Origin of the sequence: Micromonospora sp. NPDC005087, assembly GCF_042872965.1 — a bacterium.
Classification (GTDB): Bacteria; Actinomycetota; Actinomycetes; order Mycobacteriales; family Micromonosporaceae; genus Micromonospora.
The window spans coordinates 95,095-118,042 of the sequence record NZ_JBIALB010000010.1; the positions used below are offsets into that span (position 1 = coordinate 95,095).

A 22,948-nucleotide genomic window follows, 5' to 3' on the forward strand; every position below is an offset into this window, starting at 1 on the left:
TCAGAACAGGGTCAGGGGCTCGACCGGTATCGGCTCGGGTAGCGCGTCGAGCTCCGGTACGCGCGCTCGGACCTCATCGTGGAAGCGGCGGGCGAGCACGGGCGCGTCGGCGTTGTCCGGGGTGTGGACGAACATCGTCGGCGAGCGCCCCTCGCGGAGCCATCCGGCGACGACGTCGACCCAGCGCTGCCACCCCTCAACCGTCCGCGTGGTGTCGTCGCGGCCGAGGTAGCGGACGATCGGACGGTCGGTCAGCGCGAGCGAACGGAGCGGCACCCGGGGCTTCTTGAGCCAGGCGTCCCGCTCCGCGTCGCTGGTGGGCGGGCTGGCGAAGAACGCGGTGGTGTCGAAGGGGACCCACTCCGCGGCCGCGGCGGTGAGGGTCTCCACCAGGAGCCGCGTCGCGCGGGGGTCGGTGAAGAACGCGGGATGGCGGACCTCGACGGCGTACCGGTGGGACCGGGGGAGCCGGCTCAGGAAGCGGCTCAGGGTCGGGACGTCGGCGGGCGAGAACGACCCCGGCAACTGGATCCACAGGGCATGGGCGCGTGGGCCGAGCGGCTCGATGGCGTCCAGGAAGGCGCGCAGCGGCTCGTCGGCACCGGTGAGCCGGCCTTCGTGGGTGACGATCTTGGGGAGCTTCAGGACGAACCGGAAGTCGGGATCCGTCTGCGCGGCCCAGGACGCCACCGTGTCCCGGGCCGGAGTCGCGTAGAACGTCGTGTTTCCCTCGACCGCGTCGCACCAACTGGCGTAGTGCCGTAGGCGCTCCTGTGGCGGAAGGGGATGCGCCAGCAGACGGCCCTGCCACGACCTGTGGGTCCACATCGCGCATCCCACGTGTAGACGCACAGCCGCCCCCTTCCCAGGTGAACCGCCAGACCGGAGCCCACGGTAAACGACGCGCCCACCTGCCGCCGCTCGGCCTATCCGACGACCAGGTCGAGCGTCGCGAGCTGTGCCGGGTCGGCCACCACCTCGATGCCGATGATCCGGTCGGTGACGATGAAGCTGAGCGCGAGCCGGACACCTCCGCCGCGCTCCACGACCGCCCCTGGCAGGCCGTCGACGTACGCCGGCGTCGCTCCCTGGGCGCGGCCGTTGAAGAAGCCGGCGATGACGGCCGAGCCGTGCGTCTCGGCGGCCGAACCCATGCTCGCGGCCACCGGATCGGCGCGCATCACGACGTGCGGGTCGAGCAGACTGACCAGGTCGTCGAAGCGGCCCTCACGCGAGGCGGCGAGGAAGGCCTCGACCACTTGCCGCTGGCGGGCCGGGTCGGTCTCCCGAACCGTGCCGCCCTGGTGCACCCTGCGGCGTGCCCGGCTGGCGATCTGGCGGACGGCTGCGGGACTGCGGTCGACCACCGCGGCGATCTCCTCGAACGAGACCGCGAACATGTCGTGCAGGACGAGCACGAACCGTTCGGTCGGCGCGAGGGTGTCCAGGACGACCAGGAGCGCCCGGCCGACCGACTCGGTCAGCATGGCCGCACGCTCCGGGTCGACCGGGGCGGCGTCGGTCGGGTCGGGCTCCGGTGCGGCGGTGTCCCATGGCTGCTCCGGATGGGCGGTGCGCGTTCGCAGCCGGTCCAGGCAGACCCGGCCGACCGTGGTCGTCAACCACCCGGGCAGGTTGTCGATGCCCGCGACATCGGCGCGACTGAGCCGCAACCAGGTGTCCTGGACGGCATCCTCGGCCTCCGCGTCGGAGCCCAGCATGCGGTGGGCGACCGCCCGTAGCCGCGAGCGGTTCTCCTCGAAGCGCCGGGCCAGCAGATCCGCCTCGATCATGACCTTCCCACCCCCGTGCACCTGGGCGTCCTGTGACCGCCGCCACATCTGTCACACCAGCGACGTGCCGGCCGACATCCCAGTGACAGCCGGGGACGTCGTACCGCGACGCACGCCGGGCAGCCTAACAAGACGGGACGACCGACATGATCATCGAACCGCGCATCCAGAACCCCGCCGGTCTGCTGCCGGACGCCGTGAAGGCGATCAACCTGCTCTACCGGGCCGCCCACTCGGCCGGGGTGCCGGGCAGCACTCTGGAGCTGGTGCACCTGCGGGCCAGCCAGATCAACGGGTGCGGCCCGTGCGTCGACGCCGGCGCCCGGGGCGCCCGGAAGGCGGGGGAGACCGAGGAGCGGCTGTTCGCGGTGGCCGCCTGGCGGGAGACCCCGTACTTCACCGAGGCGGAGCGGGCGGCGCTCGCGCTCGCGGAGGCCGCCACCCGGCTCGCCGACCAGGCCGACGCTGTGCCCGACGCCATCTGGGCTGAGGCGGCACGGCACTTCGGCGAGAAGGAGCTCGCGGCGATCGTGCTCTGGGTGGCAACGACCAACTTCTTCAACCGGATCAATGTCACCACGCGGCAGCTGGCCCCGCAGAACTGGGGCTGACAGACGCCGAGCCTGATCGCCTGATGCTCAGCAGTCGCCGAGCGGCTGCCGAGCATCAGGTGGTCGAGGGTGCGTTGGTCGTCAACTTGAGGTTGACGATGAGGATGCGTCAACCTATGGTTGACGCATGACGGATCCTCTCCAGATGACCAATCCGGTTCGCCTCGACGACCTGATCCAGGCGATCAAGAAGGCGCACACCGACGCGCTCGACCAGCTCACCGACGCGGTGATCGCCGCCGACCACCTGGGTGACGTGGCCGACCACCTGATCGGTCACTTCGTCGACCAGGCCCGGCGCTCGGGCGCCTCCTGGACCGACATCGGCCGCAGCATGGGGGTCAGCAAGCAGGCCGCGCAGAAGCGCTTCGTGCCGAAGGCCTCGACCGACGCGGCGGCCCTCGACCCGAACGCCGGCTTCGGGCGGTTCACTACCCGGGCCCGCAACGTCGTGGTCGCCTCGCAGGAGGAAGCCCGCGCCAGCGGCCACGCCGAAATCGGCCCCGAACACCTGGTGCTGGGCCTGCTGGCCGAGCCGGACGGGCTGGCGGCCAAGGTGATGGGTGGTCGAGGCGCCTCCCCGGAGGCGGTGCGGGAGGCGGTGGGTGCCGCCCTACCGCCCCCGGCCGACCAGGTCCCGGACCTCATCCCGTACGACGCGCGCGGCAAGAAGGCCCTGGAGCTGACCTTCCGGGAGGCGCTGCGGCTCGGGCACAACTACATCGACACGGAGCACATCCTGCTCGCCCTGCTGGAGCAGGAGGATGGCGCGGGTGTGCTGACCGACCTCGGCTTGGAGAAGGCGACCGTCGAGGCCGACCTGGCCGCCGCCCTCGCCGCGGCCGTCGCGCAGAAGTGACCTCCCGCGATCAGGGCGTCGGGAAGCCGTAACGCAGGGCGTGCTCCGGATCGGCAGGGTCGATCTGGCGCACGCCCGCGTCGGCGAGGCGCTTGTTGACCTCGTCGAGCTGCTCGCGTACCAGTCGGGCCTCCTCCTCGGTGACCCGTCCCCGGTGCGGCTTGCCGGCGTGCTCCAGCGTGCCGTAGTCGATCCTCTCGGCGCTCTTGCGGGCCTTCGGCGGGCGGACCCGCTCGGCCGTCTTCAGCAGCTGCGCCATCGGCACGTCGGTCGCCATCGCGTCGAACTCGCTGGCGGTCAGCACCACCCGGCGCGGCTCGCCGTCGCCGTGCCGGTCGTGGATCTCGACCACCGCGACGTCCAGCGCGGCGTCGTCGATGTTCTCCACCTCGGCCGGGGTGGCGTCCAGTTGCACGGGCCCGGCGACCATGTCCGGGTGCTCCAGGACGACGACGCGGACCACCTCGTCGTCGTCCTGCAGGACCGTACCGGTGAAGTCGGAGACGTGGATCGTCTTCTTGCCCATGCGCGGAGCTTCTCCTGTCGTAGGCCGGGGTGCCGGACCAGAAGAAATTACCCGACAGGTGTGCGAATGCCAGCGCTGGACGGCCCGGGTGTGTCGCAACCGGGTGCGGACCGGGTCAGCGGGTGTTGAGGCCTCGCCGGCTGGAGCTGCCGGCCGGCAACTTGTTCAGCACCGCCCACGGCACGGCCCGCGCGACACCCGTCGTGCGGGTCCCGCGGTACCGCGGCTGGGCCGGGAAACGTCCGGCGGCCTCCGCTGCCCGCCAGAGTCGCTCGGGGTCCTGCTGGTAGCGGTCGTTCGGCTGAATCGGCATGACCATACCGTCCCAAACAAAGGTGTCCATGTATGGAAATACCTATGACGGTCGATCAGTCTGACTGGTTCCGGGTCGTGGCGAAGTGATCCGCGTCGCTGGATTTGATACCCCCTAGGGGTATACGATGCCGAGCATGGAGAACGCGAATCCCACCCGTCTGGCCATCGCCGCGACCCTGCACTGCCTCACCGGCTGCGCCATCGGTGAGGTGCTCGGCATGGTCGTCGGCACCGCGCTCGGCTGGTCCGACCTGGCCACCATCGCCCTCGCCGTCGCGCTGGCGTTCCTCTTCGGCTACGCGTTGACGGTTCGCCCGGTGCTCCGTTCCGGCCTGCCGCTGGCGCGGGCGATCCGGGTGGCCCTGGTCGCCGACACGGTCAGCATCGCCGTGATGGAGCTGGTGGACAACGGGGTCATGCTCGCCGTGCCGGGCGCCATGCGGGCCGGCCTCACCGACCCGCTGTTCTGGGGCAGCCTGGCCGGCGCTTTGGCGGTGGCCTTCGTGGTCACGGTGCCGGTGAACCGGGCCCTGATCGTCCGCGGGAGGGGCCACGCGGCGGTGCACCAGCACCACCACGGCGGACATCACCCCAACGCCCCGGCGGCGTCGTAGGGATCGTCCGCCCGCCGAGGCCGCCCGGCGTACGGTGATCCACGACGGGCCGGCTGACGGGGGAGGTGCACGTGCTCGACCGACGGCTCCAGCTGCACCTGGCCACCTGGCTCGGCCAGTGGCCGGCCCCCGCGGGGCTGCACGTGATCGCCTCGCACCGCCGGGCGAAACCGGCCTGGGATGGCCGGCTGCGCCCGGCGCTCGCCGTGGACACCGGGCAGAGCGCCGTGCTCTCCGTGCCGCCGGACCGGTTGGCGGCGAGCCGCGCTCTGGCCCGCCATACGCCGAACCGGCTGCTTGCGGCGCTGCCGGAGACCGTCGGGCTGCCCGACTGGTGCGTGCACGACGGCCCCTTCCGGTGGACCCTGGCTCCCGCGCCGCTGTCCGACGTGGGGGAGTGGACCGAGTCGACGGCCCCCGGGCTGCCGCCCTGGCTGCGGCTGTTCGACCGGCCGGTGCTGGTGGTCCGCGACCCGGACGGCAACTACCTGGCCGGGGCCGGGATAAAGCGGCACGACGCGTACGGGCACGAGCTGGCCATCGGCACCGTGCCCGCCGCGCGTGGTCGCGGTCTCGCCCGCCGGCTGGCGGCGCAGGCGGCCCGGCGGGTGCTCGACGACGGCGCGGTGCCCACCTACCTGCACGAGCGGGACAACCACGCCTCGGCCCGGGTCGCGGAGGCAGCCGGCTTCCCGGACCGGGGCTGGCGTGCCTACGGGGTCTATCCGCGCTGAGGCTGCCGTCGCAGGGCGCGGACCGTGGATCCCGGGCCGGACCCACGGTCCGCAACCTTCCCCCAGGTCCCGGTTGACGGGTGACCGGCCGCGCGGTGAACGGGCCGGTACGTGCCGATCACGCTACGTATCGAGCAGGCTCGGTGCAAGGTGCGAGCTGTCGGTTCGGAGTGTCGAATAGCGGACTTGACCTGGATCGGAGCTCATCGAGTGCTCGGTGAGGCGTGGTCACGCAGAGTGCAGATTGGTCTGCCTCAGCCCGCCAGGCCGAGTGCCTCTGCCGCCGCCCGACCGTTGGCGTGGCTCGCGCCGTACGTGGTGACGAAGGCGCGTACGCCGGCCGGGCGCCACTGCGCGGGCCAGCCCATCTCCACCACGGTCACCGGATGCTCCGCGGCCAGCCCGGCGATCAGCTCCGGGCCGCCGGGCAGCCGGTGCAGGTGCCGCCCGACCAGCACGATCGGCCGGTCACCGGCCAGCTCGCGCAGCGTCGCCCTGTCGGTCTCGGCGGCGATCACCCGGATCTCCTGCACACCGTCCAGGTGCGGGCCGAGGCCCCAGGGCACCCGCCCTTCGGCGATGGTGGACTCGGTGTGCAGCTGCACCACCAGCGGCCGGCCCAGGCCGGTGAGGATCCCGTCCACCTGGACCGCCCGGCGCGCCGCCGCGTACCCCAGATCGGTTTCGGGGCTGGCCGGCGTCTCGCCGGCGGTCCGGGTCCAGGCGGCGAGCGCGGCGGCGCGGCCGGCCGCCTCCTCGACGCGGGCGGTGGCCAGACGGTCGTCGGTGAGCGCGTCGACGATCTCGGTGACCACCCGCTCGACCAGCTCCGCGTCGACCTTCGCGCCGATACAGAGCAGGTCGGCGCCGGCCGCCAGGGCCCGCACCGCCGCGGGGCCCACGCCGCCGGCCGCCACTGCCGCGCCCTTCATCTCCAGCGCGTCGGTGATGACGGTGCCGGTGAAGCCGTACTCGGTGCGCAGCAGGTCGACGAGGACGGCCCGGCTGAAGGTGGCCGGACCGGTGCCGGTCAGCGCCGGCACCCGGATGTGCGCGGTCATCACCGCGCGCGCCCCGGCGGCGACGACCGCGGCGAACGGCGGCAGGTCCCGCTGGCGCAGCAGGGCCAGTGGAACGTCCACGGTGGGCAACTCGTGGTGGGAGTCGGTGACGGTGGCGCCGTGGCCGGGGAAGTGCTTGGCGCAGGCGGCGACACCGGCGGCCTGCAGGCCGGCCACGGCGGCGGCCGAGTGGGCGGCCACCCGCACCGGGTCCGCGCCGAACGACCGGGTGCCGATCACCGGGTTGTCGTCGGCGCTGTTCACGTCCACCGTCGGGGCGAGGTTGACGTTGATGCCGAGGTCGGCCAGCTCGGTGCCGATCGCCTGGTAGACCCGTCGGGTGAGCGCCACGTCGCCGATCGCGCCGAGGGCGGCGTTGCCGGGGTACGGGCTGCCGGTGGCATGGGCCAGCCGGGTCACGTCGCCACCCTCCTCGTCGATGGCGATCAACACGTCCGCCCGGCCGGCGCGCAGCGCGGCGGTGCTCGCCGCCACCTGGGACGGGTCGTGCACGTTGGTGCCGAACAGGGTGTGCCCGGCCAGCCCGTCGGACACCAGGTCGACGGCCCAGTCCGGGGGGACCGGTCCCGGGTACGCGGCGAGCAGCGTGCCGAGCGCGAGCCGGCGCAGTCCTGGATCGAGCCCCACGTGATCTCCCCCTTCGGTGCCCACGGGTACGAATGTCGTACCGGCGGTGGTCGTCGCCCTGCCGGGTCGGCCGAGCGCTCCGCCTCCGGGTGGCCGATACGCTACGGCTACCCGTTCGCAGGTCGGTTTACAGTTAGCAAAGTTTACTAAAACTAGAGGACGTGGCATGAGTGCGACCCGGCTGCCCGGCACCCCCCGCCTGTTGCGGGCGCTCAACGACCGTGCCGCGCTGGAACTGCTCCTCGAGCGGGGGCCTCTCACCCGGGCCAGGCTCGGTGAGCTGACCGGGCTGTCCAAGGTCACCGCCTCCCAGTTGGTCGAGCGACTGGAGGAGCGTGGCCTGGTCACCCGGGTCGGTGAGCAGGCCGGCGGGCGCGGCCCGAACGCGCAGCTCTACGCGGTACGCCCGGGCAGCGCACACGTGGTCGGTGTCGACGTCGGGCCGGACCGGGTGGTGGCCGCCTGCGCCGACATCACCGGTGCCGTGATCGGCCGGGTGGAACAGTCCACCCGGGACACCGACGACCCGGTGGGCGTGGTGCACAACGCCGTGGTGCAGGCCGCGAGCAGCGCCCAGGCGCAGCTGAGCAGCGTACGGCGGATCGTGCTCGGCACGCCCGGTCTGGTCGACCCGCACACCGGCGACATCACCTTCGCCTTCAACCTGCCGCGCTGGCACAGCGGCCTGCTCGCCGCCCTGCGCGACGACCTGCACACTCCGGTGGTCTTCGAGAACGACGTCAACCTGGCCGCGGTGGCCGAGGCGCAGTCCGGCGCCGCGCAGGGGCTGGCCGATTTCGTGCTGGTCTGGGTGGGCGCCGGCGTCGGTTTGGCGATCATGCTGGGTGGGCGGCTGCACCACGGCAGCAGCGGCGCGGCCGGTGAGATCGGCTACCTGCCGGTGCCCGGGGCGCCCATCCCGCGTGACGTCTCCCGTCGCGCCAAGCCGGCCTTCCAGCAGTTGATCGGCGGGGACTCGGTGCGCGCGGTGGCACGCGAGCACGGCTACCCGGACACCGACGCCGCCGACGCGGTCCGCGCGGCCGTCGCGGCCGGCGACGCCGGCGCCCCGATGCTCGACGAACTCGCCCGCCGGCTCGCGCTCGGTGTGGCCAGCACCTGCGTGGTGCTCGACCCGCCGCTGGTCGTGCTCGCCGGGGAGGTCGGCCAGGCCGGCTGCGCCGCGCTCGCCGACCGGGTGCAGCACGAGGTCGCAGCGATCACCCTGGTGCGGCCCCGGGTGGTGCCCACGGGGCTGACCGAGGAGCCGATCCTGCGCGGTGCGCTGCGCACCGCACTGGACGCCGTCCGCGACGAGGTGTTCGGCTCCACCGTCGGCTGAGCCCGCTGGAGCGGTCATGTGAAGAAATATTTCACCGCTGGCAGGCATGCTGCAAGCTCTTGCCGTGACCACCCCCGGCCTGCCGGGCCGCCCGACCAGCGCGGACGGCCCGGGCCGCGACTCAGATCAGGTCGCGGCGACGGAACACGGCGAACGCCGCCGCGGTCAGCCCGCCGGTGAGCACGAGCAGCACCACCAGCGACGGCGCCCAGGTCAGCGAGTAGAAACCCTCGCAGTACATGCCCATTCTTGTGCCGGAGCAGAGCTGACTGTCGTAGAACCGCGCCTCACCGCTGAGCCACGCCCCGATGTAGCTGGAGAGCATCAGCTGGTCCGGGCGGCGGGCGTCGACGATCTCCAGCACCAGCCGGGCGCCCAGCTCCCAGACCACCGCGTACGCGGCGACCGCGCCGAGCGCCGCCGAGGTGTGCCGCCCCAGCGTGGCGATGGCGAAGCCCAGCGCGCTGGCCAGCAACACCAGCACCAGGCCGCGGCCGTGCACCGCCCCGAGGGAGCGCCAGAAGTCACCGCCCAGCGGGCCGCCCAGCCCGGCGGTCTGCCCGATGACCCAGAACGTGGCCAGATAGACCACCGAGGCCACCAGGGCCAGCGCCAGCACCGCGCCGAGCAGGGTGCCCAGCTTCGCGCCGAGCACCGTCATCCGGCGCGGCCGCCAGAGCAGCAGGTTCACCACGCCGCCGGAATTCAGGTCCGCGCCGATGTAGGAGGCCCCGACCAGGAACCCGAACAGCACCAGGAACGCGATGAGGAAGTAGAGCAGCGGGCGGGCCTGCTGGGCGAAGCTGAACACTCCGGGGAGGAAGTCGGCGGCGATCGGCAGCCGGTCCCGCAGCGTCGGGTCGATCTCCGAGCAGTCGGAGGGGTAGTACCGCTCGCTGTCACTCGACGGGAGCCCGTTCTGTCGGGCCAGGCACTGCTGGTACTCGTTCTCCATGCTCTGCCGCGCCTCGGCGGCCTGGTTCCGCGCAGAGCTGAGCTCCAACGCGCTCGGCTTGTGCGAGCCGGCCAGGGTGGTCGCCGCGGTGACGCCGAACGCCAGCACCAGCAGGACGACCATGAGCTGCACGAAGCGACGCGCGGACAGCCGCTCCACCTCGGCACGGACCAGGTTCACGCGTCCACTCCCCGTACGTCGAGATCGATCACAGCATCGCCCGCACCGGGCGGCAGCCCCGAGTCGTCCACCTGCCGGGGCACCGACGGATGGCCGCCGGCGCCGGTCAGCTCCAGGAAGACGCTCTCCAGATCCGGCCGCAGCGGGGTCAGCTCGCCCACCCACAGCCCCTGTTCACCGAGCACCCGGCTGATCACCGTCGGGTCGGTCACGCTGCCCACCACCAGCGCCGCGCCATCCACGCTCGCCGTCAGCTCGGCCTCGTGCAGCAGCTCCACGGCGCGCTCCGGCTCGGCCACCCGGACCAGGAACTCGTGCCGGTCGTGGCCGGCCAGCACCTCGTCCACCCGGCCGGTCGCCACCCGCCGGCCCCGGGAAATGATCGTGACGTGGTCGCAGATCAGCTGGATCTCGCCCAGGATGTGACTGGACACCAGCACCGTCACCCCGGCCGCCGCCAGCGCCCGCATCAGGTCCCGCATCTCCCGGATGCCGGCCGGGTCCAGCCCGTTCGCCGGCTCGTCCAGGATGAGCAACTGCGGGTCCTTCAACAGTGCGGACGCCACCGCGAGTCGCTGCTTCATGCCCAGCGAGTAGCCCTTCACCCGCTCGTCGCCCCGGTCGCGCAGGCCCACCGTCTCCAGTACCTCGTCCACCCGCGCGATCGGCACCCCGCCGGCCCTGGCCAGCAGCCGCAGCGTGCGGTACCCGGTGAAGTTGCCGAAGAACTGCGGGCTCTCCACGATGGCGCCGACCCGACCGGCCACCCGCGGCAGCAGCTGTGGTGACGGCTCACCGAGCACACTCATCCGCCCACCGTCGGCCCGGACCAGGCCGAGCAGGGCACGCAGGGTGGTGGTCTTGCCGGAACCGTTCGGACCCAGGAACCCGTGGATCTGACCCGCCTCGACCAGCAGGTCGAACCCGTCAACCGCGACCCTCCGGCCGTTCCGCAGGCTGCGGAAGGTCTTGCGCAGACCCTCGATCTCGATGACCGCGCTCATCCGCGCGGCTCCGTACCTCGACGGGGCATGGGCCGTCCTCCGGGTGTGGTGATCAACGACACGGCGCCTCACCCTATGACCGGGGCGCCGCCCATGGGGGGCACCACGGCGGTGCGTGGTTGGATGGTCCGGTGACTGGTGACCTGATCCCCGGCGCTGCCAACGCCGCGCCTGCCGCCGCACCCGTGGACCCGGATCTGGTGGTCAGCCTCGACGGCGTCGGCGTACGCCGGTCCGGCACCGCCCTGCTGCAGGATCTGACCTGGCGGGTCGAGTTGGACGAGCGCTGGGTGGTGCTCGGTCCCAACGGGGCCGGCAAGACCACCCTGCTCAACCTCGCCGCCGGCCGGCTGCACCCCACCACCGGTGTCGCCCACGTGCTCGGCGAGCGGATCGGCCGCACCGACGTCAACGAGCTGCGTACCCGGATCGGGCTCTCCACCGCCGCGCTCGCCGAGCGCCTGCCCGCCGACGAGCGGGTCAGCGACGTGGTGGTGACCGCCGCCTGGTCGGTGGTCGGCCGCTGGCGGGAGAGCTACGACCGCGGCGACGAGGCGCGGGCGCGGGCGCTGCTGAGCCAGCTCGGCATCGGCGGTCTCGCCGAGCGCCGCTACGGCACCCTCTCCGAGGGTGAGCGCAAGCGGGTGCAGATCGCCCGCGCGCTGATGACCGACCCGGAGCTGCTGCTGCTCGACGAGCCCGCCGCCGGGCTCGACCTCGGCGGGCGGGAGGACCTCGTAGCCCGGCTGGCCGAGCTGGCGTACGACCCGGACGCCCCGGCCCTGGTGCTGGTCACCCACCATGTGGAGGAGATCCCACCGGGGTTCACCCACGCGCTGCTGCTGCGGGAGGGCGGGGTGGTCGCGCAGGGCCTGCTCGCCGAGACGCTGACCGGCGACAACCTCTCCAAGACCTTCGGCCTGCCGCTGGTGGTCGAGCGGTCCGGCGACCGCTACACCGCTCGCGCCGCCTGAGCGCCGGCAGGGCGGAGGTGACCGTGCCGCAGACCCGGGTGGTCGTGGTGGGCAGCGCCAACATGGACCTGGTCGCGATGGCGCCCGCGCTGCCCCGGCCGGGCGAGACGATGCTCGGCACCGACTTCGTGATGGTGCCCGGCGGCAAGGGCGCCAACCAGGCCGTCGCCGCGGCCAGGGCCGGCGCCTCCAGCGCCTTCCTCGGCGCGATCGGCTCCGACGCGTTCGGCGTCACCCTCAAGGCCCGCATTACCGCCGCCGGCGTGGACACCGGCCAACTGCGGGTGGTCTACGGCGCGTCCGGGGTGGCGCTGGTGATGGTCAACGCGCAGGGGGAGAACGCCATCGTGGTGACCCCCGGCGCGAACGACGCGTTGACCGGCCTGACCGAGGACGAACTGGCCACGGTACGCGGGGCCGATGTCCTGATCGCCCAGCTGGAGATCCCGGTGCAGACCGTGGCCTCCGCCGCGGTGGCCGCCCGCGCCGCCGGCACCCGGGTCATCCTGAACGCCGCCCCGGCCCGGGACCTCCCACCGGAGCTGCTCGCCGCGGTGGACGTGCTCGTCGTCAACGAGGGCGAGGCGCAGACGTTCACCGGCCGGGGTCGGGACGAGCCACGGGCGCTGCTCGACCTGGTGCCCCGGGCCGTGCTCACCCTCGGTGGTGAGGGCGCCTGGTACGTCGACCGCGAGGGCACCGAGGTGCACGTGCCCGCCGTCCGGGTCGACGTGGTCGACTCCACCGCGGCCGGCGACGCGTTCACCGCCGCGCTGGCCGTCGGCTGGGGCGAGGGACGCGACCTGGTCGACGCGGTGCGCTGGGCGTCGGCGGCCGGCGCGGCCTGCGTCCGCCGGCTCGGCGCCTCGGTGGCGCTGCCCCGCCGCGCCGAGATCGACGAGCTGTACGCCCCGGGCTGAGCCCACCCGCGCTACGCTGGCCGGTCGGCCGCCGCCCCGGTGCGAAAGGTTCGGCGCCCAGTTCGACGACCTGACCGCGCCACGCGCGTCGATCACCTGCGACTGCTGACCGGGCGGGCCGGCGAGGCTCAGCCGACCAGATCGTCGCTGAGCTTCTCGCCCCGCCGGCGCAGCATGCCCAGGCCCGGGATACCGGCAACGGCGAGCTTGAGGTCGCGGGTGACGTCGAGCAGATCGTGCAGGTCCGGTCCAACCCGGTCCAGGGTGGCCAGGATCGGCAGAATGTCCGCCGTCAGGTGCTGCTTGAGCTTGGGCAGCTCGTCGATCAGGCGGATCGCCGCGGTGACCTCCTCGTGGCTCAGCTCCCCGACGAACCGCCCCGCCATCGGCGCGGCCCGCCGCAGTGCCGGCTCGTACGCCGCCAGCAACTCGGCCGCCGTGGCCGCCGCCTCGGAAGCGGTGCCCACGGTGGCCGCGGCCCGGCCGGCGACCGTCTCGGCCTCGGCGACCACCGTCCCGGCCCGGCGGGCGACCTGATCGGCCTCCCGGACCACCACGGCCGCGGCCGTCGCCACCTCGGTGGCGGTGTCGATGGCGGTGGTCGCGGCGGCGCTGATCACGGCCACCTCACGGACCGCCGTCTCGGCGTCGGTGAGCACCTGGTCGGTCCGGTCCAACGTCGTCTCGATCCGATCGACGACGCCGTTGATCCGGGCCAGCAGCGCCTCCACCCCGTCCAGCACCGCGAACGCGCGGGCGGGCACGGCGGCGAGCGAGGCGGCCGAGCCGAGCGTCTGGTCGAGGGCGGAGCGGGTCAGGCCGACCACCGCGGCGGGTGTGGGGAGGGGAATCGCCATGGGATCAAGTGTGCGCCGCCCGCACCACAACCGCCCGACGGCGCTCGACGGCGGCCGGTTCCGGCGTCAGCGGTCGGTGCGGGCGACGCGCAGCGCCCACCAGATCAGCGGCGCCTGCATCGGTACCCGGCCGTAGGCGATGGCCCGCTTCGTCGGACGCCGGTGCCGCCAGCCCACCGCCATCTTCACGTTCGCCGGCAGCACGGCGATGAAGAGCGCGACGGCGGCCCGACCACCGGAGCGCCGGGTGGCCGGGTGCGCCACGGCCGCCGCCACCGCCAGCTCGGCGACACCGCTGGCGTACGTCCAGAAGCGGGCTGGGCCGGGCAGCGCGCGCGGCACGATCGGGTCGTAGACGCCGGGGCGAAGCAGGTGGGTGACGCCGGCCGCGGCGAGCAGCCCGGCCAGGGCGGCGGCCTCGCCACGGCGACTGGTCATCGATGCTCCCCCTGCTGCTCGACGGCGCGCTGCACGGCCCGGTAGATCTGCCCGAACCGTAACGCGTCGGGGGTGCGCAGCATCAACTGCTCCCGCCCGTGGTGCTGTATCCACAGCTCGTGCACGTGGCTGCCGCGCTCGTACGAGCGGTCCAGCCAGCCGAGCGGAATTTCCAGAAACGGGGTCAACGCCAGCGCCCCCACCGCACAGGCGGCGAGGATGATCAGCGCCATCTTCCAGTTGCCCCGGTCCTGCGCCGTGTAGGCGAGCGAGAGCACGCAGACCAGCGCGACCAGCGGGGGCAGGGAGAGCAGCAGGACCAGGACTCCGCGACCGAGCACCCGGCCGCGTACCGCGAGCGTCTTCGGGCCGCGTGCGTGCCAGACGAAAGTCACGTCGGGAAGTGCGACGACCTGACCACCCACCCGGATCGACTCCGAGGTCACCTGCACCGCGTCGTCCCGGTAATAGAGGGTCATCACCAAGCCTAACCACCCGCCGGCAACCCGGCAGCGCGTCGACGGCGGCCAGCGACAGCGCCGACGGTCGATCGGCTGAGATCTTGGACAGTTACCGTCCACGCCGAACGGTAACTGTCCAAGATCTCGTTCTAGGTTGGCCGTTATCGGCGGGTGGCCGGGCGGGCGGGGTGGTTGCGTTCGACCGCGCGCTGCACCGCCCGGTAGATCTGACCGAAGCGCAGTGCGTCGCCGGTGCGCAGCAGTCGTACCGGCTGGCCGCGCCAGCGCGCCCAGATTTCCAGTTGCCGGCTGCCCCGGGCGTACGAGCGGTCCAGGTGTTCGAAGAGGAAGTCGGCGATCGGGCCGACGGCCAGCCCCACCAGCACGGACGCGCCGACGATCGCGATCGTCACGGTGGGCGAGCGGTGCAGCCAGACGGCCACGGCGATGCCGAGCACGGCCGCGACCAGCGGACCGGCCAGCGCGGCGCCGATCGCACCCCGCCCGACGAGCACCCGCCAGGAGCGGCTGCCCCGGCGGTGCCAGATCATGGTGATGTCGGCCAGCGCGTAGCTGCGGCCGTCCACTCGGACGGCGGTGGAGGTGACCTGCACCGACCTGTCGTCGTAATAGGTGATCATGGCTGGACTCCCGCCCGCGGGGCTGACACCAGACTACTTACCCCAACGAGCCGGGTCGTAAGGTTGGCACGCGACTTCGACGAGGAAGTGAGGGCAGCGTGAGCGAGTTCGTTCGGCTGGAGACCAAGGACGGCATCGGCACCATCCGGATGGAGCGGCCGCCGATGAACGCGCTCAACACCCAGGTGCAGGAGGAGTTGCGCGCCGCCGCGACGGCGGCGACCGCCGATCCGGAGGTCCGCGCCGTCATCGTGTACGGCGGGGAGAAGGTCTTCGCCGCGGGCGCGGACATCAAGCAGATGGCCGAGATGTCCTACGTGGACATGGCTGACCGGGCCGCGGACCTGTCCAGCGCGCTCGGCGCGATCGCCCGGATCCCCAAGCCGGTGGTCGCCGCGATCACCGGTTACGCCCTCGGCGGTGGCTGTGAGCTGGCCCTGGCCTGCGACTGGAGGGTGGTGGCCGAGGATGCCAAGCTCGGCCAGCCGGAGATCAAGCTGGGCATCATCCCCGGCGCCGGCGGCACCCAGCGGCTGGCCCGGCTGGTCGGCCCGGCCCGCGCCAAGGATCTGATCATGTCCGGGCGGATGGTGGACGCGCAGGAGGCGTTGCGCATCGGCCTGGCCGACCGGGTTGTCCCGGCAGCCGAGGTGTACGAGGCGGCGGTCGCGCTGGTGAAGCCGTACCTGACCGGGCCGGTGCAGGCGCTGCGCGCGGCGAAGCTGGCGGTCGACGGTGGCCTGGACATGGACCTGAACTCGGGCCTGGCCTGGGAGAGTCAGCTCTTCGCGGCGTTGTTCGCCACCGACGACCGGCGCGAGGGCATGGCGGCGTTCGTCGAGAAGCGCAAGCCGGGCTTCACGGGCCGCTGACCGGCCGGGGCCGCGGTCCGTGCCGCCGCCCCGACGGTGAGCCGAGAACGGTTCACATTCTGCCTACCGGCCAGTAGCGTGGGCCTCCGGTCTGAAGCGACGAAGGGGAGCGGCGATGACGGAGCGGGTCGAAGGTCACGGCGGGGAGTTGGCGCTCGCGGCGCTGCGGGCGCACGGGGTGCGCGAAATGTTCACCCTCTCCGGCGGGCACGTCTTCCCGCTCTACGACGCCGCGCACAAGACCGGCTTCCCGATCTACGACGTCCGGCACGAGCAGTCCGCCGTCTTCGCCGCCGAGGCGGTGGCCAAGCTTCAGCGTCGTCCCGGCCTCGCCGTGCTCACCGCCGGGCCCGGCGTCACCAACGGCATCTCGGGCATGACCAGTGCCTTCTTCAATGCCTCCCCGGTGCTGGTGCTCGGGGGCAGGGCGCCCGCGTTCCGCTGGGGCTCGGGCAGCCTCCAGGAGATGGACCACCTGCCGCTGGTCGCCCCGGTCACTAAGCACGCCGAGACGGTGTTCAGCACCGACGACATCCCACGTGCGGTGGGTGCGGCGCTCACCGCGGCGCTCACGCCGCACCGCGGGCCGGCCTTCCTCGACTTCCCGCTGGAGACGGTCTTCTCGGTCGCCGAGGCCGACGTGCCCGCGCCGACCGGCATCGACCCGGTCGAGCCGGACCCGGAGGAGGTCGCCCGGGCCGCGACGCTGATCGCCGGGGCGCAGCGGCCGGTCATCATCGCCGGCTCCGACGTGTACGCCGGCGACGCGGTCGCCGCGCTGCGGGAGGCGGCCGAGGCGTTGCAGGTGCCGGTCTTCACCAACGGGATGGGCCGTGGCTCGCTCCCGCCGGAGCACCCGCTCGCCTTCGCCAAGGCCCGCCGGGCCGCGCTCTCCGGCGCCGACGTGGTCGTGGTGGTGGGCACCCCGCTGGACTTCCGGCTCAGCTTCGGTGACTTCGGTGACGCCAAGGTGGTGCACATCGTCGACGCGCCCAGCCAGCGCGCCGGGCATGTGCAGCCGGCCGCCGCACCCGCCGGCGACCTGCGCCTGATCCTCTCCGCGCTGGCCGACCACGCGGGTGACCGGGCCGACCACAGCGGCTGGATCGCTGACCTGCGCGCCGCCGAGGACGCGGCCCGGGCCCGCGACGCGGCCGAGATGGCCGCCGAGACCGACCCGATCCGGCCGGCGCGGATCTACGGCGAGCTGCGCCGGGTGCTGGCCCGCGACGCGATCACCATCGGCGACGGCGGTGACTTCGTCTCGTACGCCGGGCGGTACCTGGAGCCGGCGCAGCCCGGCACCTGGCTGGACCCGGGCCCGTACGGCTGCCTGGGCACCGGCATGGGCTACGCGATGGGCGCCCGGGTCAGTCACCCGGATCGGCAGATCTGCGTGCTGATGGGCGACGGGGCCGCCGGCTTCTCGCTGATGGACGTCGAGTCGCTGGTCCGCCAGAAGCTGCCGGTCGTGATCGTCGTCGGCAACAACGGCATCTGGGGTCTGGAGAAGCATCCGATGCGGGCCATGTACGGCTACGACGTCGCGGCCGACCTCCAGCCGGAGTTGCGCTACGACACGGTGGTCAGCGCGCTCGGCGGCGCGGGGGAGACGGTCGCCAAGGCCGCCGACCTGGGGCCGGCCCTGCAGCGGGCGTTCGACGCCGGAGTGCCGTACCTGGTCAACGTGCTCACTGACCCGACCGACGCGTACCCCCGGTCGTCGAACCTGGCCTGAGTCGCACCCGCCGCCGCGCCGTCGCCCCCCAGCGGGCGGCGGCGCGGCGTCGTCCGGCAGCTAAATCAGCGGAATGTCGGCGCCGGTCGTCGTAACGTCAGCCGGGGATCGGCGGGGATGTCAGACCTGTCGCCCATGGTGGTGTCACCACCGGAGACGACAGGGAGTTGCGATGGACTACGCGATCCGCGCCGAGGGCCTGGTGCGGCGTTTCGGCGCCACCACCGCCCTCGCCGGCGTTGATCTGGCGGTTCCGACCGGGACCGTCTTCGGCCTGCTCGGGCCGAATGGCGCCGGCAAGACCACCGCGGTGCGGGTGCTCGCCACCCTGCTGCGCGCCGACGAGGGCCGTGCCACGGTCGGCGGCTTCGACGTCGTCCGCGACGCCCATCAGGTGCGTCAACTGATCGGTCTGACCGGCCAGTACGCATCGGTCGACGAGACCCTGACCGGCGCGGAGAATCTGCTGCTGATCGGCCGGCTGCTCGGGCTGAGCCGGGCCGACGCCAAGCAGCGCGCCCGTCAACTGCTCGCCGATTTCCAGCTCAGCGACGCCGCCGACCGGGCCGCCAAGACCTTCTCCGGCGGTATGCGGCGCCGGCTGGATCTCGCCGCCAGCCTGGTCGGCCGGCCGCAGGTGCTCTTCCTCGACGAACCGACCACCGGCCTGGACCCGCGCAGCCGCAACGACCTGTGGGACATCGTCCGCGCCCTGGTCTCCGACGGGGTGACGGTGCTGCTCACCACCCAGTACCTGGAGGAGGCCGACCAGCTCGCCGGGGAGATCGCGGTGGTCGACCACGGCCGGGTGATCGCGCAGGGCACGCCGGAGGAGCTGAAGGCCAAGACCGGCGGTCAGACCCTCACCGTGCGACCGGCCGACCTCGCCGACCTGGGCGCCGTGACCGCCATCGCCCACGCGGTGTCCGGCGCGTCTCCCGAGGTTGCCCAGAACGCGGTCACCGTCGCGGTGAACGACCCCGGTGTGCTGCCCGCGGTGGTGAGCCGCCTCGACGCGGCCGAGATCGCGGTCGCCGAGCTGGCGCTGCGCGGCGCCAGTCTGGACGAGGTCTTCCTCTCCCTCACCGGCCACCGGGCCGAGGACGCCCCGGCCGGCACCGACCTGGAAAGGACCCCCGCATGACCGCCGCCACTCTCGCCCCTGCTCTGACGCCGGCCCGCCGGCTCAGTCCCGCCGCCGGGCTGCGGCATACCTTCACGCTGGCCTGGCGCAGCCTGGTGCAGATCAAGCACAACCCGATGGAGCTGCTCGACCTGAGCATCCAGCCGGTGATGTTCGTGCTGCTGTTCACCTACGTCTTCGGCACCGCCATCGCCGGGTCCTCCGGCGAGTACCTCACCTTCATGCTGCCCGGCATCATGGTGCAGAACGCGCTCTTCGCCACCATGACGACCGGGTTCGGGTTGAACAACGACCTCACCAAGGGCGTCTTTGACCGGCTCCGGGCGCTGCCCATCGCCCGGTGGGCGCCGCTGGCCGGCCGGATCCTCGCCGACACCGTCAAGCAGGCCTGGTCGATCGCGCTGCTGCTCGGCGTCGGAGCGATCCTGGGCTTCCGGGTCGGCAACGGGCTGCTCGGGGTGGTCGGGGCGTTCGCGCTGCTGCTGGCGTTCACGCTGGCCGCGTCCTGGATCTCGGTGCTGGTCGGGGTGCTGGTGAGCGAGCCGGACAAGGTGCAGATCTTCGGCTTCATGGTGATCTTCCCGCTGACCTTCACCAGCAACATCTTCGTGCCCACCAACCGCATGCCCGGCTGGCTGCAGAACTGGGTGGAGGTCAACCCGGTGACCGTGGTGGCCGACGCGCTACGCGGCCTCCTGGTCGGCGGCCCGGTCGCCGGCCCGGTGCTCCAGACGCTGCTCTGGGGCGCCGGCATCGCGGTGATCTTCGCTCCGCTGGCGGTGCGTGGGCTCAAGCGTCGGGTGTGACCCGCGGCTGTCGGCCTGGGCCGCCGTGACCTGCTCGGGCGCGGTGGCCAAGGTGTGGTGGCCAGGCGCGGGTGGGTCTCACACCTCCGGCCGGTCACCCTCGCGCGGCGGCTCGCCGTCGGGGTGGCGCAGGTCGTCCTCGCGCCGGCGCAGGTCTTCCTCCCAGCGGCGGAAGAGCTCCTGGTCCTGCTGCTGCGAGCGCTCCTGCACGGAGCGGAGGAATTCCGGGTCGTCGTCGGGGGCGACCGGGCGGCGGCGCTCGGCGGGGCGGTTGCCGGTCGGCCAGGCCTTGCGGGCGCCGGAGCCGGGCTCCCGGCCGGCGACGAACCAGGCGATCGAGCCGACCAGCGGGAAGAACAAGATGATCAGCACCCAGGCGATCCGGGGCAGGGCGCGGATCTGGCCCTCCTCGGCGGAGAGACAGCTGATCAGCGCGCAGACGGCGAGGACGATCTGCGCCAGGAAGAGGAGTACGTACAGCCGGGCCATGCACCTATCATGGCTCACCCGGTCCCGTCACCACAGTCCGCGAACCACCAGTAGCGCACCGAGCAGCGCGAGCCCGGCGATGGCCAGCGCGACCAGGGGCAGTGTCCGACCGCCGGTGCGCGCCGGTCCCGTTCCGGTGCCCCGCGACCAGCACAGCACGAGCACCGCCCCCCAGAGCAGCACGGCGGCGCCGGCGATCAGCGCGCCGCTCGGGTCGCCGGTCGACCCGAGCCGGACGGCCAGCGCGGTCACCACGGTCAGCGCCAGCGCCGTCCGTCGCCAGGCCAGCCGGGTCCGCTCCGGTTGCAGCCCGGGGTCACGCCCGCCGTGCACCGCCCGGCCCGGCTCGCCGGTCACGATTCGCCGATCGCCCGGACCAGCACCGCGACCACCAGCAGCGCCGCGCCGGCACCGACGGCGAGGGCGAGGATGGCGGGGAAACGGGAGGCGGGCAGCTCCTGACCGAGCCGGATGGCCCGTTCGGTCCGCGCCCAGTGGTCCACCGCGCGGACGGCGACGGCGCCGCCGAGCAGCAGCAGCGCGACGGAGATCGCCTCCCGCAGGTGGGCCAGCGGCAGCGGCGGCAGGAACTGCGCGGTGGCCAGGCCGCCGCCGACCAGCGCCAGGCCGGTGCGCAGCCAGGCCAGGAAGGTGCGCTCGTTGGCCAGGGAGAAGCGGTAGTCGGGTGTCTCGCCGACCGAGCGTAGGTCCGCCGGGTCGAACCACCGCCTGATCGCTTCCCTCACGCTGCCGATTATCCGCTTGTCCTGCCGCTTAACCTGAGCCGGTGACCGACCTTGACGTGATGACCTTGCGCGCCGCCTACGACAACCAGCTCCGCCCGGAGATCCCCGATCCGGTCCCGGCCGGGGTGACGGTGGAGCGGGACGGGCCGCTGGTCCGGATCATCGGGCTCGACGCGGGCGGATTCCTCACCTACCGCGACCTGGGCGGGTTGACCGGCGACGCGCTGGACGAGCTGATCGCCCGGCAGGTGGAGCTGTTCCGCCAGCGCGGCGAGTCGGTGGAGTGGAAGCTCAACGGGCACGACGAGCCGGCGGATCTGGCGGACCGCTTGCGCGCGGCCGGCTTCGTGGCGCAGGAGCGGGAGACCGTGGTGGTCGGGCCGGTCGCGCCCCTGGCGGCCGCGCTACCGGTCGCCCCCGAGGGGGTACGCCTGCGTGAGGTGACCTCCCGGGCCGACCTGGAGCGGATCGCCGCCATGGAGGAGGAGGTCTGGCAGGCGGACCGCTCGCACCTGGTCTGGGGGCTGGCCAAGGAGATCGACGCCGACCCGCACTCGATCACGGTGGTGGTGGCCGAGGCGGACGAGACGGTGGTGAGCGCCGGCTGGGTGCGGTTCCCGGCGAACAGCCGCTTCGGCACGCTCTGGGGCGGGTCCACCCTGCCGCAGTGGCGGCGCAAGGGCATCTACCGGGCGCTGGTCACCTACCGGGCGCGGCTGGCCGACCAGCGGGGCCGGACGCTGCTGCAGGTCGACGCGTCCGAGGACAGCCGGCCGATCCTGCAGCGGCTCGGCCTCGTCCCGGTCACCACCACCACCCCGTACGTCTACACTCCGTGATCATGGAGCAACGGTTGACGGACGAGGAGCGGCTGACCCTCAAGACGGGGGCGTTCGGGGCCGTCTTCCTGGTCTCCAACGCCGAGCCGGGCATGCTGGGCGTGATCCGGGAGAGCGTCGCCGCCTCCGGCGCGCTGGCCGGCGCCAGCGGGGTGGTCAAGGAGGCGTTGACCACGGGTCCGCTGCCCCGGATGCCCCGGGACTCCCAGTTGGAGATCGAGTCGGTGGTGCTGCCGGCTCTCGACCGGGCGATGCGGATCCTGCGGGAGAAGTCACCGGCGGACGTGGACGCGTACCGCGCGGTGGTGTTGACCGCGGCGGACCGGGTGGCGCGGGCGCACGACGGGGTGGCCCCGGAGGAGGCGGCGGTCATCGACCGGATCCGGGGCGCGCTGGCCTGACCGGCCTGCTCCGCGGCCGGCGTCGGTGAGCTGTGTCACTCTGAGTGCCCCGGGGGGCCGCAACCTACTGGCAGGTAACATTGCGCCGTGGGCAACCGCACAGCACTCCGCGGTTGACCCGGCGTCGACCGACGCGCGAGGCTGCGCCCGAGACCGGGCGAGCGAATCGCAACACCACACAGGAGGGTCGTCGAAGCGCGATGAATATCGTCGTACTCGTCAAGCAGGTGCCTGATTCGGGCGCGGACCGCAACCTGCGCAATGACGACAACACCGTCGACCGCGGTTCGGCGAACAACGTGATCAATGAGATGGACGAGTACGCCATCGAGGAGGCGCTGAAGATCAAGGAGGCGCACGGCGGCGAGGTCACCATCCTGACCATGGGTCCGGACCGGGCGACCGAGTCGATCCGCAAGGCGCTCTCCATGGGCCCGGACAAGGCCGTCCACGTGGTGGACGACGCCCTGCACGGTTCCTGTGCGGTGGCCACCTCGAAGGTGCTCGCCGCCGCGCTCGGTCAGCTCAACGCCGACCTGGTGATCTGCGGCGCGGAGTCCACCGACGGCCGGGTCCAGGTCTTGTCGCACATGATCGCCGAGCGGCTCGGCGTCGCGGCGCTCACCGGTGCGCGCAAGCTCACCGTCGACGGCGCCACGCTGACCGTCGAGCGGCAGACCGAGGAGGGCTACGAGGTCGTCACCGCCGCTACCCCGGCCGTGGTCTCCGTCTGGGACACCATCAACGAGCCGCGCTACCCCTCCTTCAAGGGCATCATGGCCGCCAAGAAGAAGCCGGTGCAGACGCTCTCCCTGGCCGACCTCGGGGTCGCGCAGACCGAGGTGGGCTTCGACGGAGCCACCAGCGCCGTCGTCGAGCACACCAAGCGCCCGCCGCGCTCCGGCGGCGCCAAGATCACCGACGAGGGCGAGGGCGGCGTCAAGCTGGTCGAGTTCCTCGCTACCGAGAAGTTCGTGTGA

Annotated in this window: 28 protein-coding genes; 14 read left to right on the plus strand and 14 right to left on the minus strand. The window is 72.9% G+C overall.

The window, feature by feature from the left end; genetic code table 11:
• Both ACFYPS_RS22900 and ACFYPS_RS22905 read right to left on the minus strand, forming a co-directional pair.
• Entirely contained in the window at positions 1-828 is an 828-nt protein-coding gene (locus ACFYPS_RS22900; protein ID WP_354967051.1) for a DUF72 domain-containing protein, read from the minus strand.
• Between the two features lie 98 nt (positions 829-926).
• Positions 927-1,793, minus strand: a complete 867-nt coding sequence (locus ACFYPS_RS22905) for a sigma-70 family RNA polymerase sigma factor (RefSeq protein ID WP_354967050.1) — start codon at positions 1,791-1,793, stop codon at positions 927-929.
• A 146-nt stretch (positions 1,794-1,939) separates the two neighbouring features.
• On the opposite strand from ACFYPS_RS22905, the gene ACFYPS_RS22910 reads away from it, so the two are divergent.
• Together ACFYPS_RS22910 and ACFYPS_RS22915 are read left to right on the plus strand one after the other, a co-directional pair.
• The gene (locus ACFYPS_RS22910; protein WP_354967049.1) at positions 1,940-2,404 is read left to right on the plus strand and encodes a carboxymuconolactone decarboxylase family protein; all 465 of its coding nucleotides are present in this window, start codon (positions 1,940-1,942) and stop codon (positions 2,402-2,404) included.
• A 127-nt stretch (positions 2,405-2,531) separates the two neighbouring features.
• Positions 2,532-3,263 carry a Clp protease N-terminal domain-containing protein gene (locus tag ACFYPS_RS22915; protein WP_387326894.1) on the plus strand — a complete coding sequence of 244 codons (732 nt, stop codon included), beginning with the start codon at positions 2,532-2,534 and terminating at the stop codon, positions 3,261-3,263.
• A gap of 10 nt (positions 3,264-3,273) precedes the next feature.
• Here ACFYPS_RS22915 and ACFYPS_RS22920 read toward each other — a convergent pair whose 3' ends face one another.
• Together ACFYPS_RS22920 and ACFYPS_RS22925 are read right to left on the minus strand one after the other, a co-directional pair.
• Entirely contained in the window at positions 3,274-3,789 is a 516-nt protein-coding gene (locus ACFYPS_RS22920; RefSeq protein ID WP_354967047.1) for a hypothetical protein, read from the minus strand.
• Positions 3,790-3,904: 115 nt separating this feature from the next.
• Entirely contained in the window at positions 3,905-4,102 is a 198-nt protein-coding gene (locus ACFYPS_RS22925) for a DNA repair protein (RefSeq protein ID WP_354967046.1), read from the minus strand.
• Between the two features lie 136 nt (positions 4,103-4,238).
• Here ACFYPS_RS22925 and ACFYPS_RS22930 point away from each other — a divergent pair, with 136 nt between their 5' ends.
• The gene (locus ACFYPS_RS22930) at positions 4,239-4,718 is read left to right on the plus strand and encodes a DUF4396 domain-containing protein (RefSeq protein WP_354967045.1); all 480 of its coding nucleotides are present in this window, start codon (positions 4,239-4,241) and stop codon (positions 4,716-4,718) included.
• Between the two features lie 71 nt (positions 4,719-4,789).
• A complete protein-coding gene (locus ACFYPS_RS22935; protein WP_354967044.1) occupies positions 4,790-5,452 on the plus strand; it encodes a GNAT family N-acetyltransferase in 663 nt (220 codons plus the stop codon).
• 254 nt (positions 5,453-5,706) lie between these two features.
• Here ACFYPS_RS22935 and ACFYPS_RS22940 read toward each other — a convergent pair whose 3' ends face one another.
• Positions 5,707-7,161 (minus strand): glycoside hydrolase family 3 N-terminal domain-containing protein, encoded by a 1,455-nt coding sequence (locus ACFYPS_RS22940; protein ID WP_354967043.1) that lies wholly within the window; start codon positions 7,159-7,161, stop codon positions 5,707-5,709.
• A 166-nt stretch (positions 7,162-7,327) separates the two neighbouring features.
• Here ACFYPS_RS22940 and ACFYPS_RS22945 point away from each other — a divergent pair, with 166 nt between their 5' ends.
• Positions 7,328-8,503: an ROK family transcriptional regulator gene (locus ACFYPS_RS22945; protein ID WP_354967042.1), complete on the plus strand. Its 1,176-nt coding sequence runs from the start codon at positions 7,328-7,330 to the stop codon at positions 8,501-8,503.
• 121 nt (positions 8,504-8,624) lie between these two features.
• Here the strand turns inward: ACFYPS_RS22945 and ACFYPS_RS22950 are convergent, their stop codons facing one another.
• Both ACFYPS_RS22950 and ACFYPS_RS22955 read right to left on the minus strand, forming a co-directional pair.
• Positions 8,625-9,638, minus strand: a complete 1,014-nt coding sequence (locus tag ACFYPS_RS22950; protein ID WP_354967041.1) for an ABC transporter permease subunit — start codon at positions 9,636-9,638, stop codon at positions 8,625-8,627.
• Positions 9,635-10,642 (minus strand): ATP-binding cassette domain-containing protein, encoded by a 1,008-nt coding sequence (locus ACFYPS_RS22955; RefSeq protein ID WP_354967040.1) that lies wholly within the window; start codon positions 10,640-10,642, stop codon positions 9,635-9,637. The genes ACFYPS_RS22950 and ACFYPS_RS22955 overlap by 4 nt, the downstream gene beginning before the upstream one ends.
• A 131-nt stretch (positions 10,643-10,773) precedes the next feature.
• Here ACFYPS_RS22955 and ACFYPS_RS22960 point away from each other — a divergent pair, with 131 nt between their 5' ends.
• Complete coding sequence (locus tag ACFYPS_RS22960) at positions 10,774-11,616, plus strand: ABC transporter ATP-binding protein (protein WP_354967039.1); 843 nt, start codon at positions 10,774-10,776, stop codon at positions 11,614-11,616.
• 23 nt (positions 11,617-11,639) lie between these two features.
• On the plus strand, positions 11,640-12,536 hold the full coding sequence (locus tag ACFYPS_RS22965; protein WP_354967038.1) for a ribokinase: 897 nt from the start codon (positions 11,640-11,642) through the stop codon (positions 12,534-12,536).
• A 128-nt stretch (positions 12,537-12,664) separates the two neighbouring features.
• On the opposite strand, the gene ACFYPS_RS22970 is transcribed toward ACFYPS_RS22965, so the two are convergent.
• The 4 genes from ACFYPS_RS22970 to ACFYPS_RS22985 all read right to left on the minus strand — a co-directional run bounded on the left by ACFYPS_RS22970 (position 12,665) and on the right by ACFYPS_RS22985 (position 14,933).
• On the minus strand, positions 12,665-13,393 hold the full coding sequence (locus ACFYPS_RS22970; RefSeq protein ID WP_387326902.1) for a hypothetical protein: 729 nt from the start codon (positions 13,391-13,393) through the stop codon (positions 12,665-12,667).
• Between the two features lie 66 nt (positions 13,394-13,459).
• Positions 13,460-13,831, minus strand: a complete 372-nt coding sequence (locus ACFYPS_RS22975; RefSeq protein WP_354967036.1) for a hypothetical protein — start codon at positions 13,829-13,831, stop codon at positions 13,460-13,462.
• Positions 13,828-14,310, minus strand: coding sequence for a DUF6232 family protein (locus ACFYPS_RS22980; RefSeq protein ID WP_387326905.1), 483 nt, complete (start codon positions 14,308-14,310; stop codon positions 13,828-13,830). Before ACFYPS_RS22980 ends, ACFYPS_RS22975 begins: the two co-directional genes overlap by 4 nt.
• Before the next feature lie 143 nt (positions 14,311-14,453).
• Complete coding sequence (locus ACFYPS_RS22985; RefSeq protein ID WP_354967034.1) at positions 14,454-14,933, minus strand: DUF6232 family protein; 480 nt, start codon at positions 14,931-14,933, stop codon at positions 14,454-14,456.
• A gap of 98 nt (positions 14,934-15,031) precedes the next feature.
• On the opposite strand from ACFYPS_RS22985, the gene ACFYPS_RS22990 reads away from it, so the two are divergent.
• From ACFYPS_RS22990 to ACFYPS_RS23005, 4 genes are all read left to right on the plus strand, one after another.
• Positions 15,032-15,805, plus strand: coding sequence for an enoyl-CoA hydratase/isomerase family protein (locus tag ACFYPS_RS22990; RefSeq protein WP_387326907.1), 774 nt, complete (start codon positions 15,032-15,034; stop codon positions 15,803-15,805).
• A 115-nt stretch (positions 15,806-15,920) separates the two neighbouring features.
• Positions 15,921-17,543 (plus strand): acetolactate synthase, encoded by a 1,623-nt coding sequence (locus tag ACFYPS_RS22995; RefSeq protein WP_354967032.1) that lies wholly within the window; start codon positions 15,921-15,923, stop codon positions 17,541-17,543.
• Between the two features lie 172 nt (positions 17,544-17,715).
• Positions 17,716-18,687 carry an ATP-binding cassette domain-containing protein gene (locus ACFYPS_RS23000; RefSeq protein WP_354967031.1) on the plus strand — a complete coding sequence of 324 codons (972 nt, stop codon included), beginning with the start codon at positions 17,716-17,718 and terminating at the stop codon, positions 18,685-18,687.
• Entirely contained in the window at positions 18,684-19,493 is an 810-nt protein-coding gene (locus tag ACFYPS_RS23005; RefSeq protein ID WP_354967030.1) for an ABC transporter permease, read from the plus strand. Before ACFYPS_RS23000 ends, ACFYPS_RS23005 begins: the two co-directional genes overlap by 4 nt.
• A gap of 78 nt (positions 19,494-19,571) precedes the next feature.
• Here ACFYPS_RS23005 and ACFYPS_RS23010 read toward each other — a convergent pair whose 3' ends face one another.
• Genes ACFYPS_RS23010 through ACFYPS_RS23020 form a run of 3 tightly spaced genes read right to left on the minus strand, consistent with a single transcriptional unit; the run spans position 19,572 to position 20,728 of the window.
• Entirely contained in the window at positions 19,572-19,982 is a 411-nt protein-coding gene (locus tag ACFYPS_RS23010) for a PLDc N-terminal domain-containing protein (protein ID WP_387326912.1), read from the minus strand.
• A 27-nt stretch (positions 19,983-20,009) separates the two neighbouring features.
• On the minus strand, positions 20,010-20,339 hold the full coding sequence (locus ACFYPS_RS23015; protein ID WP_354967029.1) for a DUF202 domain-containing protein: 330 nt from the start codon (positions 20,337-20,339) through the stop codon (positions 20,010-20,012).
• The gene (locus tag ACFYPS_RS23020) at positions 20,336-20,728 is read right to left on the minus strand and encodes a DUF202 domain-containing protein (protein ID WP_354967028.1); all 393 of its coding nucleotides are present in this window, start codon (positions 20,726-20,728) and stop codon (positions 20,336-20,338) included. The genes ACFYPS_RS23015 and ACFYPS_RS23020 overlap by 4 nt, the downstream gene beginning before the upstream one ends.
• A 41-nt stretch (positions 20,729-20,769) precedes the next feature.
• Between ACFYPS_RS23020 and ACFYPS_RS23025 the strand changes: the two genes are divergently transcribed.
• From ACFYPS_RS23025 to ACFYPS_RS23035, 3 genes are all read left to right on the plus strand, one after another.
• Positions 20,770-21,567, plus strand: a complete 798-nt coding sequence (locus ACFYPS_RS23025; RefSeq protein WP_387326916.1) for a GNAT family N-acetyltransferase — start codon at positions 20,770-20,772, stop codon at positions 21,565-21,567.
• A gap of 2 nt (positions 21,568-21,569) precedes the next feature.
• Positions 21,570-21,968: a hypothetical protein gene (locus ACFYPS_RS23030; RefSeq protein WP_354967026.1), complete on the plus strand. Its 399-nt coding sequence runs from the start codon at positions 21,570-21,572 to the stop codon at positions 21,966-21,968.
• 200 nt (positions 21,969-22,168) lie between these two features.
• Positions 22,169-22,948: an electron transfer flavoprotein subunit beta/FixA family protein gene (locus tag ACFYPS_RS23035; RefSeq protein WP_354967025.1), complete on the plus strand. Its 780-nt coding sequence runs from the start codon at positions 22,169-22,171 to the stop codon at positions 22,946-22,948.

What these genes read in the sequence shown, in the direction of transcription:
- ACFYPS_RS22900 (WP_354967051.1), bottom strand. Translation starts at nt 828, where the DNA reads ATGTGGACCCACAGGTCGTGGCAGGGCCGTCTGCTGGCGCATCCCCTT.
- ACFYPS_RS22905 (WP_354967050.1), bottom strand. Translation starts at nt 1,793, where the DNA reads ATGATCGAGGCGGATCTGCTGGCCCGGCGCTTCGAGGAGAACCGCTCG.
- ACFYPS_RS22910 (WP_354967049.1), top strand. Translation starts at nt 1,940, where the DNA reads ATGATCATCGAACCGCGCATCCAGAACCCCGCCGGTCTGCTGCCGGAC.
- ACFYPS_RS22915 (WP_387326894.1), top strand. Translation starts at nt 2,532, where the DNA reads ATGACGGATCCTCTCCAGATGACCAATCCGGTTCGCCTCGACGACCTG.
- ACFYPS_RS22920 (WP_354967047.1), bottom strand. Translation starts at nt 3,789, where the DNA reads ATGGGCAAGAAGACGATCCACGTCTCCGACTTCACCGGTACGGTCCTG.
- ACFYPS_RS22925 (WP_354967046.1), bottom strand. Translation starts at nt 4,102, where the DNA reads ATGCCGATTCAGCCGAACGACCGCTACCAGCAGGACCCCGAGCGACTC.
- ACFYPS_RS22930 (WP_354967045.1), top strand. Translation starts at nt 4,239, where the DNA reads ATGGAGAACGCGAATCCCACCCGTCTGGCCATCGCCGCGACCCTGCAC.
- ACFYPS_RS22945 (WP_354967042.1), top strand. Translation starts at nt 7,328, where the DNA reads ATGAGTGCGACCCGGCTGCCCGGCACCCCCCGCCTGTTGCGGGCGCTC.
- ACFYPS_RS22955 (WP_354967040.1), bottom strand. Translation starts at nt 10,642, where the DNA reads ATGAGCGCGGTCATCGAGATCGAGGGTCTGCGCAAGACCTTCCGCAGC.
- ACFYPS_RS22970 (WP_387326902.1), bottom strand. Translation starts at nt 13,393, where the DNA reads ATGGCGATTCCCCTCCCCACACCCGCCGCGGTGGTCGGCCTGACCCGC.
- ACFYPS_RS22975 (WP_354967036.1), bottom strand. Translation starts at nt 13,831, where the DNA reads ATGACCAGTCGCCGTGGCGAGGCCGCCGCCCTGGCCGGGCTGCTCGCC.
- ACFYPS_RS22980 (WP_387326905.1), bottom strand. Translation starts at nt 14,310, where the DNA reads ATGACCCTCTATTACCGGGACGACGCGGTGCAGGTGACCTCGGAGTCG.
- ACFYPS_RS22985 (WP_354967034.1), bottom strand. Translation starts at nt 14,933, where the DNA reads ATGATCACCTATTACGACGACAGGTCGGTGCAGGTCACCTCCACCGCC.
- ACFYPS_RS22995 (WP_354967032.1), top strand. Translation starts at nt 15,921, where the DNA reads ATGACGGAGCGGGTCGAAGGTCACGGCGGGGAGTTGGCGCTCGCGGCG.
- ACFYPS_RS23000 (WP_354967031.1), top strand. Translation starts at nt 17,716, where the DNA reads ATGGACTACGCGATCCGCGCCGAGGGCCTGGTGCGGCGTTTCGGCGCC.
- ACFYPS_RS23005 (WP_354967030.1), top strand. Translation starts at nt 18,684, where the DNA reads ATGACCGCCGCCACTCTCGCCCCTGCTCTGACGCCGGCCCGCCGGCTC.
- ACFYPS_RS23010 (WP_387326912.1), bottom strand. Translation starts at nt 19,982, where the DNA reads ATGGCCCGGCTGTACGTACTCCTCTTCCTGGCGCAGATCGTCCTCGCC.
- ACFYPS_RS23030 (WP_354967026.1), top strand. Translation starts at nt 21,570, where the DNA reads ATGGAGCAACGGTTGACGGACGAGGAGCGGCTGACCCTCAAGACGGGG.
- ACFYPS_RS23035 (WP_354967025.1), top strand. Translation starts at nt 22,169, where the DNA reads ATGAATATCGTCGTACTCGTCAAGCAGGTGCCTGATTCGGGCGCGGAC.